The 16,194-nt window shown below is 65.5% G+C and carries 19 protein-coding genes; 9 read left to right on the top strand and 10 right to left on the bottom strand.

The features are described from left to right. Positions 1-4: 4 nt before the first annotated feature. From EH209_RS20265 to trmB, 4 genes are all read right to left on the bottom strand, one after another. Positions 5-1,042, bottom strand: a complete 1,038-nt coding sequence (locus EH209_RS20265) for a carbohydrate ABC transporter permease (protein ID WP_126664636.1) — start codon at positions 1,040-1,042, stop codon at positions 5-7. Beyond that, positions 1,042-2,085 carry a carbohydrate ABC transporter permease gene (locus EH209_RS20260; RefSeq protein WP_126664635.1) on the bottom strand — a complete coding sequence of 348 codons (1,044 nt, stop codon included), beginning with the start codon at positions 2,083-2,085 and terminating at the stop codon, positions 1,042-1,044. Before EH209_RS20260 ends, EH209_RS20265 begins: the two co-directional genes overlap by 1 nt. Then, on the bottom strand, positions 2,075-3,544 hold the full coding sequence (locus EH209_RS20255; RefSeq protein WP_211338398.1) for an extracellular solute-binding protein: 1,470 nt from the start codon (positions 3,542-3,544) through the stop codon (positions 2,075-2,077). Before EH209_RS20255 ends, EH209_RS20260 begins: the two co-directional genes overlap by 11 nt. A gap of 255 nt (positions 3,545-3,799) precedes the next feature. Further along, positions 3,800-4,864 (bottom strand): HTH-type sugar sensing transcriptional regulator TrmB, encoded by a 1,065-nt coding sequence (gene trmB, locus EH209_RS20250; RefSeq protein ID WP_126664634.1) that lies wholly within the window; start codon positions 4,862-4,864, stop codon positions 3,800-3,802. Between the two features lie 158 nt (positions 4,865-5,022). On the opposite strand from trmB, the gene EH209_RS20245 reads away from it, so the two are divergent. Both EH209_RS20245 and EH209_RS20240 read left to right on the top strand, forming a co-directional pair. After that, the gene (locus tag EH209_RS20245; protein WP_126664633.1) at positions 5,023-6,060 is read left to right on the top strand and encodes a mechanosensitive ion channel family protein; all 1,038 of its coding nucleotides are present in this window, start codon (positions 5,023-5,025) and stop codon (positions 6,058-6,060) included. Positions 6,061-6,170: 110 nt separating this feature from the next. Continuing rightward, on the top strand, positions 6,171-6,614 hold the full coding sequence (locus EH209_RS20240; protein WP_126664632.1) for a universal stress protein: 444 nt from the start codon (positions 6,171-6,173) through the stop codon (positions 6,612-6,614). 70 nt (positions 6,615-6,684) lie between these two features. On the opposite strand, the gene EH209_RS20235 is transcribed toward EH209_RS20240, so the two are convergent. Beyond that, complete coding sequence (locus EH209_RS20235; RefSeq protein WP_126664631.1) at positions 6,685-7,095, bottom strand: universal stress protein; 411 nt, start codon at positions 7,093-7,095, stop codon at positions 6,685-6,687. Between the two features lie 154 nt (positions 7,096-7,249). Here EH209_RS20235 and EH209_RS20230 point away from each other — a divergent pair, with 154 nt between their 5' ends. Both EH209_RS20230 and EH209_RS20225 read left to right on the top strand, forming a co-directional pair. Further along, positions 7,250-7,489 (top strand): DUF5816 domain-containing protein, encoded by a 240-nt coding sequence (locus tag EH209_RS20230; RefSeq protein WP_008895260.1) that lies wholly within the window; start codon positions 7,250-7,252, stop codon positions 7,487-7,489. Between the two features lie 281 nt (positions 7,490-7,770). Then, the gene (locus EH209_RS20225) at positions 7,771-8,076 is read left to right on the top strand and encodes a DUF7116 family protein (RefSeq protein ID WP_126664827.1); all 306 of its coding nucleotides are present in this window, start codon (positions 7,771-7,773) and stop codon (positions 8,074-8,076) included. 36 nt (positions 8,077-8,112) lie between these two features. Here EH209_RS20225 and EH209_RS20220 read toward each other — a convergent pair whose 3' ends face one another. Beyond that, positions 8,113-9,318 carry a pyridoxal-phosphate-dependent aminotransferase family protein gene (locus tag EH209_RS20220; protein WP_126664630.1) on the bottom strand — a complete coding sequence of 402 codons (1,206 nt, stop codon included), beginning with the start codon at positions 9,316-9,318 and terminating at the stop codon, positions 8,113-8,115. Positions 9,319-9,511: 193 nt separating this feature from the next. On the opposite strand from EH209_RS20220, the gene EH209_RS20215 reads away from it, so the two are divergent. The 4 genes from EH209_RS20215 to EH209_RS20200 all read left to right on the top strand — a co-directional run bounded on the left by EH209_RS20215 (position 9,512) and on the right by EH209_RS20200 (position 12,140). Beyond that, positions 9,512-10,504 carry a metal-dependent hydrolase gene (locus EH209_RS20215; RefSeq protein WP_126664629.1) on the top strand — a complete coding sequence of 331 codons (993 nt, stop codon included), beginning with the start codon at positions 9,512-9,514 and terminating at the stop codon, positions 10,502-10,504. Positions 10,505-10,585: 81 nt separating this feature from the next. Next, positions 10,586-11,203: a hypothetical protein gene (locus tag EH209_RS20210; RefSeq protein ID WP_126664628.1), complete on the top strand. Its 618-nt coding sequence runs from the start codon at positions 10,586-10,588 to the stop codon at positions 11,201-11,203. Beyond that, the gene (locus tag EH209_RS20205) at positions 11,196-11,855 is read left to right on the top strand and encodes a hypothetical protein (protein WP_126664627.1); all 660 of its coding nucleotides are present in this window, start codon (positions 11,196-11,198) and stop codon (positions 11,853-11,855) included. Before EH209_RS20210 ends, EH209_RS20205 begins: the two co-directional genes overlap by 8 nt. A gap of 84 nt (positions 11,856-11,939) precedes the next feature. Further along, positions 11,940-12,140 (top strand): dodecin, encoded by a 201-nt coding sequence (locus EH209_RS20200; RefSeq protein WP_008895254.1) that lies wholly within the window; start codon positions 11,940-11,942, stop codon positions 12,138-12,140. 195 nt (positions 12,141-12,335) lie between these two features. On the opposite strand, the gene EH209_RS20195 is transcribed toward EH209_RS20200, so the two are convergent. The 4 genes from EH209_RS20195 to EH209_RS20180 all read right to left on the bottom strand — a co-directional run bounded on the left by EH209_RS20195 (position 12,336) and on the right by EH209_RS20180 (position 14,753). After that, positions 12,336-12,710 carry a HesB/IscA family protein gene (locus tag EH209_RS20195; protein WP_126664626.1) on the bottom strand — a complete coding sequence of 125 codons (375 nt, stop codon included), beginning with the start codon at positions 12,708-12,710 and terminating at the stop codon, positions 12,336-12,338. A gap of 150 nt (positions 12,711-12,860) precedes the next feature. Then, on the bottom strand, positions 12,861-13,106 hold the full coding sequence (locus EH209_RS20190; protein ID WP_126664625.1) for a hypothetical protein: 246 nt from the start codon (positions 13,104-13,106) through the stop codon (positions 12,861-12,863). An 81-nt stretch (positions 13,107-13,187) separates the two neighbouring features. After that, the gene (gene hisD, locus EH209_RS20185) at positions 13,188-14,483 is read right to left on the bottom strand and encodes a histidinol dehydrogenase (protein WP_126664624.1); all 1,296 of its coding nucleotides are present in this window, start codon (positions 14,481-14,483) and stop codon (positions 13,188-13,190) included. Positions 14,484-14,531: 48 nt separating this feature from the next. Further along, the gene (locus EH209_RS20180) at positions 14,532-14,753 is read right to left on the bottom strand and encodes a hypothetical protein (protein ID WP_008895250.1); all 222 of its coding nucleotides are present in this window, start codon (positions 14,751-14,753) and stop codon (positions 14,532-14,534) included. A gap of 274 nt (positions 14,754-15,027) precedes the next feature. On the opposite strand from EH209_RS20180, the gene EH209_RS20175 reads away from it, so the two are divergent. Beyond that, the gene (locus tag EH209_RS20175; RefSeq protein ID WP_126664623.1) at positions 15,028-15,651 is read left to right on the top strand and encodes a metal-dependent hydrolase; all 624 of its coding nucleotides are present in this window, start codon (positions 15,028-15,030) and stop codon (positions 15,649-15,651) included. Positions 15,652-16,194: the final 543 nt, after the last annotated feature.

Raw genomic sequence — 16,194 nt, 5'->3', positions numbered from 1 at the left:
TGTCTTACTCCTTGAGTGCTCCTGCGGTGAGCCCGCTGACGATCTTTTCCTGTGCGATAACCACGAGAATCGCGACGGGGATCACCCCGATGATACTCGCGGCGGCCATCAGATGGTAAAGCACCTCGTACTGGCCCTGATAGGCGAGGATCCCGTCGAGGATCGGCGCCCAGTTCTGGGGCTGCCCGTCGGTCATCAGGAACGAGAAGAAGAACTCGTTGTAGACGGCGATGAACGTCAGCACACCGGCGGTCGCGACGCCGGGAGCCGACAGCGGGATGATGACCCGGAACAGCGCGCCGAGTCGGGTCGTCCCCTCCACGCGGGCCGCGTCCTCGAGCCCGTCCGGAATCTGTGAGTAGAACGTCGTCAGAATGAAGATCGCCAGCGGCATGAAGATCGCCGACAGCGGCGTCACCAGCGCGTAGGGCGTGTTGTAGAGGGTCCCGTCGCCGGTGATCGGCTCGAGGAAGAAGAACGAGGTGTTAAAGAGGTCGTTCAGCGGGATGAAGAACGCCGCCGGCGGGAAGAACGAAATGATCAACACCAGCAGCATGAGCGGCGTCCGGCCGGGGAACTCGAGGCGACCGAAGGCGTACCCCGCGAGGCTGGCGATGACGAGGACGACGGCCGTCGAGGCCAGCGCGATCACGAAGCTGTTGAACATGTAGACATGGAATGGGATGACCTCGAAGACCTCGACGAAGGCGCCGGGGTTGAACCCGTTCGGCGTGAAGACGATGTCCTGGAGCTGTCCTTCGGGCGTCAGCGCGACCATGAGCAGCCAGTAGAACGGGAACAGCGTCGTAAAGAGGAAGAAGATCGCCGCGACGTAGAACAGCGCCCGGTAGACCCGTTCGGGGTTCTGGATCGAGTCGGCGGCCCACTGCTGGAGCGGGCCGCGGTCGAGTTCCGCGTCGCGGCCCTCCTTGAGGACGTTCGTGCCCCCGTCGGGTCGGCGGAGCGTCGGGTCTCTCGGTCGGTCACCGTCGTCGGTACCTCTAGTATCGTTCGGGTCGGTGGGTGCGTTCGGATCGGACATCAGTACATCCCTCCTTCGGTGTCGCGGAAGAGCACGATGTAGCCGCCGATTATCAGGCCGATGACCAGCGCCGTCGAGAAGGCGACGGCGGCGGCCGTCGCGTAGATTCGCGTGCCGCCGAACATCGCCTCGACGACGAGGCAGGTCAGCGACGGCACGGTCGTACAGCCGGCCGTCGACTCGATCAGTCCGAAGACGCGCATCGCGTCCATGGTTCGGAACAGCATCGCGACCAGCAGCGCCGGCATCACCAGCGGAAGCGTGATCAGTTTGAACCGCTGCCACGGCGAGGCCCCGGCCACGCGCGCGACATCGTACAGACTCCGGTCGACGCTCTGGAGTCCCGCGAGGATCAGCAGGGCCATGAACGCCGACGACTTCCAGATGTCCGCCACGAGGATGATGATGAACGCGTCCCGGCTGTTGGCCAGCGGCGTCGAGCTGAAGAGCCCGATGCTCTGCATGAGATCGGAGCCGAACCCGACCGTCGGCTGGAACATCAGGAAGAAGATCATCCCCTGGATGACGATCGGCACCGCCCACGGGAGGATGATCGCGACGCGGACCCAGCGGCGCCCCGTGAAGTCCTGATCGAGCACGTAGGCCTGTCCGAACCCGATCAGCGTCTCCATGATGACGCTGATGATCGCGAACGCGAGCGTGACGAACAGCGCCTGCTGGAAGAACGGCGTACCGAGTTCGATAAAGGGGAACGACGACGTCAGCCCCACGTCGAGGAACTGCCGGGCCAGCCGCGCGTTCCCGGTGAGGATGTCGACGTAGTTCTCGATGCCGACGAATCCGCCGAGCGGGTCCATGCCCCGCGTCTGGTCGGCCCGGAGTGACATCACGAACGTCCGAATCATCGGATAGAACGCGACGAGCGTCAACAACGCGAACGCCGGCAGCAACAACAGATACGCGTAGGCCGCCTCGCTCAGGCCCTCCATCCAATTGATGACCGCATTACCGGTCCGTTCTCGGTCCTTGGTCCGTCCGGTCTCACCGCCGGTCAATCCATCCGTATCGGTATCAGTTGCCATTCGTTTGCACCTCCGATTCGCTCTGTTCGAGTTCTTGCGCGAGGTCGTTCATCGCCGCCTGGGGCGCATTCGCGCCGCGGTAGGCCGAATTGACCGACTGATAGATTAGCGCCGACTGCTCTGGCCAGAGATCGGTCGCGGGCCGCGGAATCGCGTTGTCGCTGGCCGCCTGCACGACCTCGCCATAGCGGGCGACCGGGCCGACGTCGTCCGGGTTGGCCTCCGCGACCAGATCGAGATTCGGCGGGAGGTATCCGCCGAGTTGGAAGACCGTGAGCATGACCTCCTCGTTGGCGAACGCCTCGAGGACCTGCAGCGCTTCCTCCTTGCGCTCCGAGAACGGGCTCACGACCAGGTTCCAGCCGCCAAGCGCCGCGGCGGTGCCGCCGGTACCTTCGAACTCGGCCTCGTCCTCGGGGACCCCAATCGGACTCGTCGTGACCCCGAGGTCCTCGCCGAAGGCCTCCTCCGCGCCGGTCTGGGCGATCGCGAACGACCAGTTCCGGTTCGAGACGGCGTTGCCGGCATCGAACGGGCTGAGCGATTCCTGTTCGGTCCACTGGACGATCGGCGACGGACAGATCTGGGAGTACCCGTCGAGGGTGTTCTGATTCTCTCCCTCGATGAACGAGCGCATCATCCGAATCGCGTCGACGACCGACTGTTCATCGACGGTGATCGGCCGGTCGCCGGCGGTGAAGAGGTTGTCCACGCCGCCGAAGTACGCCCCGCCCCAGCTCGTCATCACCTCGTTGAACGTACAGCAGGACAGCCCCTCGTAGGCGGCCGCCTGCGTCGTGTACCCGTAGTTGAGTCCGGCCTGGTCCCTCGCGTCGCTGACCGCGTTCGCGAACTCTTCCCACCGCGGCGGCTCCGTCCCCCAGCCACTGGTGTCGTAGCCGGCGTCTTCGATCAGGTCCTGTCTGTAGAGGGTAAACCCGAGGTCCGGGAACAGCGGCAGCCCGTGGAGGTCTCCGGACTCGGGATGGCGAGCCGTCTCGAGGATCGCGTCGAGGTAGTTCTCGTTGACGTACGAGAGCGTCTCCCCGGGAAGCTCTTCGGTCAGGTTGACCGTCTGATTGCGCAGGACGAACGGGACCGTCCACCCGCTGTCCATCATGTGAATGTCCGGCGGGGCGCGACCCGCCTCGAGCGCTGATTGCGCCGTCTGCATCCGCGATGCGGAGTCGCTGACGACGGTCTGAATCTCGATACGGATGTCCTCGTCGAGACCGGCGTCCCAGAGCGCCTGCTGGACAGAGGGTTGGTCTCCGTCGCTGTGTATGATCCCCTCGACACCCGAATCTGCGGTCATCACCACTGTGTTCGATCCGGGACCCCTCCCGAGACAGCCGGCAACAGCGATCGTTCCGGCCGCGGACGAGGCTGATGCGGCCTTCAGGAACAATCGCCGTCCGAGGCGACCCCGGTCGTCACGACCGGCGGTATCACGTCCCATGACCTGTGGGCCGTCCACGTTCTGGGACTTAGCTGTTGGCAATAAATGGTATAATAAGGCGTGAACGTACGGAATCCGGTGCTATTACGACGCCTTTGCAGTATTACGGGTGAGGGTGGAGATAGAGAGATTCCCGAGTCACTCGTCATGTCGCGGTTTCAATCGATCATTGCCGACAATTGGTCGGCACCTGCCGGCCGACGACCGATGTGGGCCGGCCCCGTCCTAGGTCGGGAGAGACCGACCGTCGACCGCTCAGTCCTCGAGCGTCGGCGGCTCGTTGCGGCCGATGTGGATCTCGTGGGCTTCGACGTCCTCGAGGGCTGCGACGCGGCCGCCGACGGTGATTTCCTCGCCCTCCTCGGTCTCCATGGTGAGGCTGGCGACTTCCTCGCTGACCTCGAAGGAGACGTCGAGGATGCGCCCGCGGACGACGCGCGGTCCGCCGACGTCGACGTCTCGACCCTCGATCGTCGCGTAGAACTCGCCGCCAGCCTCCATGATGTCCTTCACGCAGCGGCGGATCGTGGCGTACTTGCGCGGATACGTCCGCGTGCTGCCGTCCTCGCCCAGCGTCCGTTCGGCGGTCGTCCAGAGGACGGTCCCGAAGAAGCCGGAGACGAGAAAGCCGAGCGCCGAGCGGTTGAAGATGACGCCGTAGCGGTCCTGATCGTCGCGCAGGGCGTCCTGGGTCGCGTAGATCGAGTAGTTGCCGTCGGCGACGGCGATCACCGGCGTCGTGATCCCGCGTCGCGCGCGGGCGGTCGTCGCGATCTCGCGGTAGTCAAACTCGGACGGATCGGGCGCCTCGCCGGCCGGCGTCACGATCAGGTCGACGCTGACGCCGGCGTCGACGGCGGCCTTCAGCTCGTCCTCGAAGCGAGTCAGCAGGTCCGGCGTCAGCGACAGGGAGAGCTCGTAGTCGGCGGCGTCGATGACCTCCTCGAGGTAGCGCAGGATCGTCGAGCGCGATTTGACCAGCGAGACGGCCTCCGTATCGCGGGCGGGCGCGGTGTATCGGGCCTCGAGTTCGTTGATCATCTCCTCCAAGGACTGCTGGACGTTCTCGAAGGCCTCCTCGGGATCGATCGCGACGACTTTCATCGGGCGAGATTCCCGGAGTTCGACGAGCCCGCGGTCGCTGAGGCTGCGGACGGTGTCGTAGACCCGCGGCTGCGGGATGTCGGTCCGATCCGCGATTTCGCTCGCGGTGAGCTGTCCTTGCTCGAGAACGGTGAGATAGGCGTCGATCTCGTACTCGCCGAGATTGAATCGCTCGCCGACCCCTTCGACGGTCGTGCGGAGCTCGTCTGGTGCCATACGAGCCCCTACGATCCCGACGGATATATGATTTATTATAACCCGAGTAGCACCTGTTTTCGAAATCGGGTAGTTCCGGTCAGTGGGAGTGGTTCCCAGTTAGCACGACAGACGTGACAGTCAGAACTCTTAACCACAGCGGTCCAGAGTGTGCTGCTATGCGCGGGGTGTTACAGGGAAACGAGAGCGAGGCCAGCGAAGCGGCCAAGGGCGTTCGAAGCGTGTTGCCGTTCGACGTTTCGCAGACCACGGTCGACATCACCCTCTCGATTCTCGTAGTCGTCGCCGGCTGGTACCTCTCGAAGTACGTCGTTCGGATCGCCGGACGGACGGTCGCTCGCCGGATCGAACGCCCCAGCGTCACCCGGACCGTCCTTCGCGGCGTCAGACTCTCCGTGTTGTTGTTGTCCCTGTTCGTCGCCGCGGGCATCCTCGGCGTCGGCGACACGCAGATCCTCCTCTCGGTGACCGTCATCTCGGCGGTCATTGCCGTCGTCCTCGCGCCCCTGGTCGGCAGCCTGATCAACGGCTTCTTCGTGCTCGCCGACCGGCCCTACGAAATCGGCGACATGATCGAGGTCCCCGATCAGGGCCACCGCGGGTTCGTCGAGGATATCACCATTCGGTACACCAAGATCTTCACCCTCCAGAATACGTTCATCGTGATCCCGAACTCCGCGATTCAGGAACGGGACGTGATCAACTACTCTGCCGAAGACGAGCGCACGCGGATTTCGCTCTCGTTCGAGGTCACCTACGGGAGCGACGTCGAGGCCGCGCGTCGGCAGGCCGAACGGGCCGCCAGAGCTGTCGGAACGGTCATCTCCGGCGGTCCGGACATCCGGATCGGCAGCGCGCGGTACGGCGCGGCGCCCCTCTGTAACATCGCCGAGTTCGCCGACCACGGCGTCGTCCTCGAACTCTTCTTCTGGGTGAAAAACCCCTACAAGCTGAACGTCGCTCGCTCGGAGGTGCAAACGGAGTTGCGCGACCGGTTTGCCGAGATAGACGTCGAGTTCGCCTACCCGCGACGCCATCACGTCTTCGACGAGACGAGCGGCGTCGCCCGCATGTCCATCGAGGAGCGGGGCGCCGAGCGGCCGGCACCCGAGTCGTCGGTCGAGCGGGACCCGCGGTCCGAGGGCGAGGGCGAAGAGGGCGACGGGACCGACATCGGCGAACCGGCCGATCAGTGACCCCGGGTCGACCGGGCGCGTCGTCGCCGCTCCATCGGACACGCTACCGCCGCGGGAGAACTGTGACCGTCTTTTATCCGGGTTCCCGTCCAAGTCTGCGGTAGCCGACGATGTACGACGACATCCTCATTCCGACCGACGGGAGCGAGACGATCTCCGAGACGCTAGCCCACGGCCTGCCGATCGCCGAGCACAACGACGCGACGGTCCACTCGCTGTACGTGGTCGACAGCCGCGTCACCGCCGCAGCGACCGACGAGACGGGTCCCGAACTCGAAGCCTCCCTCGAGGACGAGGGTCGCGAAGCCGTCGCCGACGTCGCCGACCGGGCCGACCGACGGGGTCTCGAGGCCGTCACCGACGTCCGGAAGGGGACGCCGTCGAAGGCGATCCTCGAGTACGCCGACGAGCACGGCATCGACCTCATTGTCATCGGGACGCGGGGGAAAAGTCCGCGGGAAAAGATCGCCTCGCTGGGCAGCGTCTCGGAGCGGGTCGTCGACAATGCCGAGATCCCAGTGTTCGTCGTCCGCGATGTGGGCGGCGCCGACTAGCGGCGCGTTCGGACGACGGCAGTAACGCGAGCGCCGCCGGCGAAGAATCGGATGCGGTCGAGTCGCAGTTCTACGCGCGGGCGCCTTCGACCGTAATGACCTCGCAGTCGAGGTGGCTCCGCAGATACTGGTCGATATTCGGGTTGTCGGTAAAGCGCCGGAAGAGCCGGCGCAGTCGGCTCGCCTGCTGGCTGCCGATGACGACCGCGTCGGCTTCCTCCGCCGCCACCTCGTCGAGGATGCTCTCCTCGACGAGAAAGCCCGTCCGCACGACGTAGCGGGCGTTCTCGAGGTGGCCGAACGTCCGCTCGACGGCGGTTTTCAGGTCGACCCGCGTCACTTTCCGCCCGTTCTGATAGAGATCGACGTGGAGGACCGTCAGCGCCGCCTCCCGCTCGCGAGCGATCTCGATAGCTCGCTCGAGCGTGCGTTTGGAGCGTTTCGACAGGGGATACCGAACGGGGACGACGACCAGCGACATTACCCAAGCGAACGACTCCCGTCCGGGTAAACCTTTCAGTTAGGACAATCACGATTGTGAACGTGTATCACAGTCGGATCGCGGCCGTTCCCGGTGCTCCGAGCGGGGAAGACGGAAGGACAGTCATTTATCTCGAGCGACGATAGCAGGTGGTATGCAATCACGGTCCACTGCGGACGGGACGACCGTCTACGTGACGGAGACCGAGGGCGACCGCGGCTCGAAGGGACCGTTCCTCGTCGCCTACGAGTCTTCCGACGCCGACCGGCGGTACGGCTGGTTCTGTACCAACTGCGAGAGTTTCGACAACGCGATGGATTCGATGGGCCGCATCAAGTGCAACCAGTGTGGCAACTTCCGAAAGCCGACTGAGTGGGACGCCGCACACGAGTAACCGTTGTCGCGCGCCCGCAGCCGTGCGGGAGCACCACTTGAACGTGAACGGTGCGGACGATGGCGAGCGACGGGTACCGAACCTGGTACCCCGCGAACCGTCGATACGTCACATTTCTGGAGAGACGGTCGATTTCCTGCCACTAATCGAGTCAATAAGTTCCTAACCGTCTCTAAACAGGCGCACGGAGTGCCGTTCGTCGGAGAATCCCGCAGCCCTTGTCACGGACTAACATTTATGGTGGGGGCCGTCGTAGGGAGTATCGAATGGGTCCTGTTAACATGCGACTCGTCGAGCAGGCCAGGTCGATCTTCGCAGAGCTCGGTTACACCGTCGAAGGAAACGGCCCGACGTTCCGCGCCGAACGCGAGTGGAAAGTCGTCCACGTCAACGCCGTCCTCGAGACAGGAGAGTTGCCCTCTGAGTCGGGGCAGTTCCACTGTTTCGTCGCCGAACCCGAGGACGCGGACGACCTCGAGAACAAGCTCCGGAGCCAGAATCCGGACTACGAGTGGGCCATCATCGTCGTCGACGGGGAAGACTATCAGGTCGAACGAGCCCCGCCAGGACCGCGCGTCTCCGCGTAACGACGCAGACGAGAATCCGAACCGCTTTTTTCGCCGCTACAGTGCGTCTCGAGTCGCCGACACGCCGGCGCCGGGATCGACGTCCGCACCCATCGACTCGAGAACATCGCCCAGCGCCGTCACGACGTAGATGACGTTCTCCGGACGCGCGGAGTGTCCCATACAGCCGATCCGGAAGATCTCGCCGTCCAGATCGCCCAGCCCGCTGGCGATCTCGAGATCGTACTGCTCGAGCAAGGCGTCACAGACCGCGCCGTCATCGATGCCGTCGGGGACGCGGACGGCGTTCAAGCTGGGAAGCCAGTACTCGTCTGGGGCGTTCATCTCCAGACCCATTCCCTCGACGCCGGCTTTCAGCGCGCCGGCCAGTCGCTCGTGGCGCGCCCAGCGCTCTTCGATTCCCTCCTCGGCGACCAGCCGGAGCGCCTCCCGGAGCGCGTAGACGTTCGTGACCGGCGCCGTGTGGTGATAGGATCGCTCGTCGCCCCAGTAGCCCTCGAGCAGGGAGAGATCGAGGTACCACGAGCGGGGCTCTTCGTCGCGCGCGAGGACCTTGTCCATGGCCTCGTCCGAGAGCGTGAGGGGGCTGGCGCCGGGCGGACAGGAGAGACACTTCTGGGGGCCCGAGTAGGCGACGTCGATATCCCACTCATCGACCCGTAGCTCTACGCCGCCAAGGGAGGTGACGGTGTCAGCGATGACGAGCGCGTCGTGATCGTGGGCTGCCGCCGTCAGTTCGGGAACGTCGGGCTGAACGACGCCAGTGCTCGTCTCCGCGTGGACGAACCCGAAGACGTCGGGATCGTGTTCGGCCAGCGCGTCCGCGACGTCGTCGGGATCGAGGGGCTTTCCCCACGGCGCGTCGACCTCGACGACCTCGCCGCCGGCTCGGCGGGCCATCGACGCCATGCGGCCGCCGAAGTAGCCGTTCGTGGGCACCAGCATGGTGTCCCCCGGCTCGACGACGTTGCCAATCGCGGCCTCCATGGCCGCCGACCCGGTCCCCGAGATCGGGATCGTCCACTGGTTGTCGGTTCGGAACGTGTAGCGCAACAGTTCCTGAACCTCGTCCATGATCTCGACGAACGACGGATCGAGGTGGCCCACCAGCGGCGTGCTCATCGCCCGGAGCACGCGCGGGTTCACGTCGCTCGGTCCGGGACCCATCAGCGTGCGATCCGGTGGGGTGAGTTCGCCGACCGACGGCGCGCGAGCCGACTCGTTCAACGGAGTCTGAGCCATATGAACGTGTGATCGAGTGCCACTTGCAAAGGCCTACCGGCATCGGAAGTACTGGACGCCGGACGGCAGGTCTCATCCGCTCTCGGCTGTACCCCTGATCGAGCGAGCGCCGAGCGACTCGAGTTCTGCGGATCGCTAGCATTCCTCACGGCTGCGAGCCGTTTAAGCCTCCCCGACACATAATCGAGCCATTGTGTTCGTCGGTCACGCCCTCCTCGCGTTCGCCGTCGCGGCGCTGGTCGCCGACTGGCGAGGCTGGGAGCGCCGCCCGGCGCTGATCGTCGGGGCCGTCGCCGGGGCGTTCGCCGCGATTCCCGACATCGACGTCGCCTACGCCCTCGTCGGGCTCCTCCGGTGGCAGGTCGCCGACGGCGTCCTCGGCGCGTCGACGGCCTTCTGGGACGCGAGCCGGGCCGTCCACCGCTCGGCTACCCACTCGCTGGTCTTCGGCGCCATCGCCGCGCCGGCGTTCGGACTGCTCGCCGTTCGCGGCCGTTCCGATCGCGCTCGAGCCGCTCGTACTGGCGCGCTCGCAATCCTCGCGGCGCTCGTCGCGGTCGCGTTTCTCGCCGACGGGCCCCTGACTGCGGTCGTCGTGGTCCTGTTCGCGGCGAGCGGCGTGCTCGTCGCCCGCAGCGTCGCTCGACGGACGACGCTCTCGCCGTCGACGGTCACCGTCGCCGCGCTCTGGGGCCTCTGGTCGCACCCGTGGGGAGACCTCGTCACCGGCTCGCCGCCCGACTGGTTCTTCCCCTTCGACTCCCCCGTGCTCGAGTCGCGGGTCGTCCTGCACCCGGACCCGACGCTGCACCTGCTCGGCGCGTTCGCGATCGAACTCGCGGCGATCTGGCTCGCCGTCGCGGTCGTCTGCCGGCTCACCGACCGATCGATCCTCGCGTCCGTCGACCGCCGCGCCGGCGTCGGCGTCGCCTACGGGCTCGCCGCGCTCGCGGTCGCGCCGCCGACCCTCGACGTTTCGTACCACTTCGTCTTCTCGATTCTCGGCGTCGGCCTCTGCTGCGGCGTCGTTCGAGGGGGGAACTCGATGCCCGTCCGCCGGCTACGGGGCCGTCAACTCCCCCGGACGGAGTCGACCCTCGAGGTCTCGCTCACGGCTCTGGCCGCCGTGACTGTCGCGCTCGCGGCGTACGCCGCAGTGTACCTCTTCATCGCTCCGGCCGGGTAGCGACGGACGTCCCCCGTGCCGTCCGCTCCTTTCAATACAAGACGAAATACGCTTTTGTGAGAACGGTCAGTACCAGTCACTGTGTCTCAAACTTCACTCGAGGAACTGCTCGCTGACGGCCGCACCAACGCGGCGATCGCGTGGGCGTTGGTCGTCGCGATCGCGGTCGTCGGCATCAGCGAACTGGTGACCGGCGGGTTCCTGTGGGCGACGTTCGCTGCGGTGCTCGTCGCGCTTGCGGTACTCCCTTCGATCGCCTACCGATCGGCGGTCGTGATGGTTCCCTGGGAGGTGTTGCTCATGGCGGCGCTGCCGGTACTCGGAATGGCCGTCGGCGCGGAGCGGTTAACGGGGCACTTCGCATCCTACCTCTCGGTCGCGGCTATCGCGCTCGTTCTCGCCGTCGAACTGCAGTCATTTACGACCGTCCGGATGACCTCCGGCTTCGCCGTCGTCTTCGTCGTTGTGACGACGATGGCCGCGGCGGGGCTGTGGGCGCTGCTCCGATGGAGCGCCGCCCAGACGCTCGGCATCCCGTTTACGGCTGACCACGACGCGGTCATGTGGGAGTTCGTCTACTCCGCCCTCGCCGGACTCGGCGCCGGCGTCGTCTTCGAGCTGTACTTCAGGCGGTACGCCCGTCCGGAACGGCGCGTTCCGGTGACGGTCCAGCCGGCCGCGGAGGTCGACGATGCGTAGTCTCGTTCGCGGGCTGCGATCGCAGCGCCGGCAGCGACAGCTCACCTACCTCATGGAGATCGGGCTGATCGGCATGCTGTTCGTCGGTATCGAGCGCGGTAACGGCGGCATCGTGATCAACACTGGCGTGGCACTGCTCGTTACCCAACTTCCCCCGCTGCTCGAGCGCGACTACGAGATTCCGATGGATCCGCGACTCACGCTGTGGATCACCGCCGCCGTCTTCCTCCACGCCTTCGGAACCGTCGGGCTGCCGGGTGCTACCGTCACCCTCTACAGCCAGATCTGGTGGTGGGACCACATGACCCACGCGCTGTCGGCCTCGCTGGTCGCCGGCGCGGGCTACGCCACCGTCCGCGCGCTCCACGAGCACGCCGACGGGATCCACTTCCCCCGGCGATTCGTCGCCGTCTTTATCCTGCTGTTCGTCCTCGCGTTCGGCGTCCTCTGGGAGATCCTCGAGTTCACCATCGCACTGGCAGCGCAGGCACTGGGGACTAAGGCCGTGCTCACGCAGTACGGCCTCGAGGACACGATGCTCGACTTCGTTTTCAACTCGATGGGCGCGATTATCGTCGCGCTGTGGGGCGGCGCCTACCTCGCGGACGTCTCCGGGGCGATCCGCGAGCGACTCGAGGCCCGGGCCGATTGATGGCGGGCCGATATCTCGGGCCCGATTCACGTGCCGAAACTGACGACCAGCTTTACGTCCGCGTACGGTGTAGCGATCCGGGCCATGGTCTTCAAAAAGATCACCCTGATCGGTACGAGCACGGAGAGCTTCGACGACGCCGCCGACGACGCGATCGACCGTGCGGAGGACACCCTGCAGAACCTCTACTGGATCGAAGTCGACGAACTCGGCGTCGAACTCGCCAGCGTCGAGGAGCGACAGTACCAGGCGGAAGTGACCGTCGCCTTCGAACTCGAGGAGTAGTCGTCGACCTGCCGGTGCCTACGCAGATGTCGCGTCCGGTCGGTAACGCACCGGCACACCGGCCAGCGTAGCCCGTCCGAGCGACAGCCGGTATCGACGGACGGCCGCTTTCGACCGACGCCTCCCGCGGCGGTCCCGCCGCTGGTCGAGCATGCGAGACCGCAGTGAACGGACGGCGAGAAACGTCGACCGGCGTTACGTTCGGAACGATTCGCCGCAGCCGCACTCGCTGACGACGTTCGGATTCTCGACGTGGAACCCCTCGGCCTGCAGGCCGTTCTCGTAGTCGAGGACGCTGCCCTCGATGTACTTCAGGCTGGCCGGATCAACGAACACCCGCAGGTCGTGGTGTTCGTAGATCGTGTCGTCCTCGTCGGGCGCGTCGTCGAAGCGCATCCCGTAGGACAGTCCCGCACACCCGCCCTGCTGGACGAACAGGCGCAGCCCGGCTTCGCCGTCGTCGAGCCCTTCTCCCTCGAGCAGCGACAGTGCCTGCTCGGCCGCGTCTTCGGTTACTTCGATCTCGGGACGCGTCTCCGCTTCCCCGCCATCCATGCTGTCCGTGCTCATGTGTATTCCGTACCGGCGCTACGATGTTAACTGTGACGCCACCGGCACCGCTCCTTGACCTGTGATCGTCCGGAGAGACATTCGATACAGCCCGCCTCGAGTGTGGTCGTCGGGTCGGGGTCGGTGACGGGCGCCACGGGGCTACTCGCCTTAGCCGTTCGCGTGTCGTTTCACTGTCCGATAGTACGTCCCGAACTGCCGTTCGTCGTTGCGCGACAGTTCAATGTCGTGTTCCGCCAGTAGCTCGAGCATTCGCTTGGGCTCGCAGTCGTACCACATCGACAGGAGCCGAACGTTCTTCTGAGCGTAGTCATAGTTTCGCTCGAGTACGCGTCCGTCGGTCGGATCGACCACCGACTCGCGATCGGGCTCACGGTCGCATTCACGCCGTGACATCTTAATTCGTACTTGCGGATCCAGCACCGTAAAAACTCGGTTGGCCGTGTCCGGAACTCGGTCGGCCGCCGTAACTACTGCTTACACGTCGTTCTCGCGGTCCTCGATCCGGCGCCGAACGCTTTCGGCGTGGGCCTCGAGCCCTTCGGCGTCGGCCAGCGTCGTGATCGTGTCCCCGATGTCGGCCAGTCCCGTGGCGGACAGACGCTGAACCGTCGTCGACCGGAGGAACGTCTCGATCGAGAGCCCTCCGGTCACGCGCGCGCCGCCGTTTGTCGGCAGCACGTGGTTCGTTCCACTGGCGTAATCGCCCGCAGCCACCGGCGTGTTCGGCCCGAGGAAGACGCTGCCCGCGCTGTCGATCCGCTCGAGGACCGACTCCTCGTCGTCGGCGATGATCGAGAGGTGTTCGGGGGCGTACTCCTCGGTGAACAGGATCGCCTCGCTCATCGACCGGGCGAGCAAGACGCCGCTCGCGTCGTTATCGAGCGCACCGCGTATCACGTCCTCGCGCTCGCGCGCCTCGGTCTGTTCGTCGACGGCCGCGGCGACGGCGTCAGCGGTGTCCGCGTCGTCCGTAACGGCGACCACGGACGCGTTCGGGTCGTGCTCGGCCTGCGCGACCAGCTCCGCCGCGACGAGGCCCGAATCGGCGGTCTCGTCGGCGACGACGACCACTTCGCTGGGTCCCGCGAGGAAGTCGATCTCGACGTCGCCTCGAACGGCCGCTTTCGCGGCCGTCACCCACTTGTTGCCCGGCCCGACGATCTTCTGGACCCGCGTGATCGACTCGGTGCCGTAGGCCAGCCCGGCGATCGCCTGCGCGCCGCCGACGCTGTAGACCGCGTCCGCGCCCGCGACGTGGATCGCCGCCAGCGTCACGGGATTCAGCTCGTCGGCCGGCGGCGTGACGACCGCGACGTGGTCGACGCCCGCGACGACCGCCGGAACGACGCCCATAATCGCACTCGAGGGATAGGCCGCAGAGCCGCCGGGCACGTAGACGCCGACCCGTTCTATCGGGCGAAACCGCCGGCCGAGTTCCCGTCCGGGGCCGAACTCGCGGCGCCAGTCCTCGGGGAGTTGGGCCTCGTGGAACTCCCTGACGTTGTCCGCGGCCGTCTCGATCGCCTCCCGGACGTCGTCCTCGAGATCATCGTACGCGCGCTCGCACGCGTCGGTAATTTCGATGTTTCCCAGCTCGACGTCGTCGAACTCGCTCGTAAACTCGCGAACGGCGACGTCGCCCTCCTCGTGTACGCGGTCGACGATCTCTCGAACGTCGTCGCTGATCGCGTCGATACCGGCGTCGCGGTCGAAGAACGCGGTCCGATCGGCCGGTCCGAGGTCGGCGAGTTCCCGTACGTCCACAGTCATACCATCCGATTCGTGGGGTGGCGGAAAAACGGTTTCCTTAGTCCCGCCTCAGGCCTCGTCGTTCTCGACCGTCCAGACGCCGACCGCGTCCAGCGTCGCCCGGACGAACAGGTAGACGACGATGAGAAAGCCGACGACCGCGAACGGTGCCTGGAGCATCTCCGCGACGTCGTGGCCGAGGGCCAGCTGACCGAACCCGCGGACGAAGAAACTCAGCACGACCAGCCCGATCCCGACGACCGCGAGCTTGACGAATCCCGATCGATCCATACGCGAGCATACGATGCCGATCGGTAAATCGTATCGATTAGCCGGAGTCCGACCCGACTGCTCCGCGTTTCACCTCTCATCCGTGATACTTTCAGCCGTTCCGTACAGTTCGAATCGTTCCACTGGGCGCGGTAAATCGACCGTTTCGAACGGCAGTTCGGTACCGTGGCCCCCAATCAGCGATACGTGTCTTCCGGCCGGCGCCGCGCGGACCGTCACCCGCGCGGTCAACAGGCGCTGCATAACTATCCACTCCCCACCGCACCGCCCTCGTATGTGGCCGTGGGAACACGCGATCGTCGCCTACCTCGCCTACTCGACGTTTTGTCACGCAATCTATCGGGACTCTCCCTCCGGACTCGAGGCGATCGCCGTCGTCTTCGCGTCGGTCTTCCCGGATCTCGTCGATAAACTGCTGGCCTGGGAGTTCGGCGTCTTCGACGCCGGCTACGCGCTCGGTCACTCGGTTTTCGCCGCCGTTCCGATCTCGATCGGTATCGGCCTCGCGGCTCGCTCGACAGGTCGCTCTCGAGTCGGGATCGCGTTCGCGCTCGGCTACCTCCTGCACCTGCCCGCGGACGTCTTCGACTCCTACGTCCGCGAGGGGATCTTTCAGCCGGAACTGATGCTCTGGCCCGTCGTCATCGTTCAGGACCACGGTGTGAACCAGGGATTCGTCGAGCAGTTCCTGCTGTTTTTCTCTCGATATCGGGACGAACTGCTCGCGGGGGACCTCACGACGTACCGCTGGCTCCAGATCGGACTCGCCGTCTTTACCGCCCTCCTGTGGCTCTACGACGGCGCACCCGTGCTTCGGAACCTCCTCCGTGGCTCTCGCCGACTCCTCCTTGGCGTGGTCGGGAATCGCCGATTCGACGAGTCCACCGGCCGCCGCTAGCGATCCCGGACTTCGATTCGTTCCCGACAGTTTCGTCTTCCTGACAGTTCCCCGGTACTGATCAACGTACGGCAGACACCTTTCAAGACGACGGCCTTATATATGTCCCCGGCTTCCGTCACTAATGCGAACGACGTGGCCCACGCCGCCACGTCCCCTCCGGCCGCATTCCGGCGCGGAGGTAGGCACAATATCCCGCCTCTCGTCGCGAACCGTCGATTCGATCGATCGGTTCGCTCGAGGGCACGCGGATCACCTCGCGACCGACGCTGACTGGCGTCGTGAGACGACGGCCTTATATGGGCTGGCGTCGTACACTGTAGTACGCGAAACCCGATGCCGGATGTGGTTTCCGGACATCAGGTTGATCCGATGTCCTTAAGTGTATGAGGGCGTTGGGATATGAACGCAAATGCGTGATCGACGGGACGTTCAACTCGTCCCGTCATCCCGGGCCACTCGAGTCCGAAGGGGTTAAGTACCCTTCGTGGCTTACGAGTAGGTCCGAAGGAGATGAGGATTCCACCCCTGCGGTCCGCCGTA

It is taken from the genome of Haloterrigena salifodinae, assembly GCF_003977755.1.
Taxonomy (GTDB): Archaea; Halobacteriota; Halobacteria; order Halobacteriales; family Natrialbaceae; genus Haloterrigena; species Haloterrigena salifodinae.
Note: the sequence above shows the minus strand (reverse complement) of the source record. Positions and strands in the feature narration are given on the sequence as shown.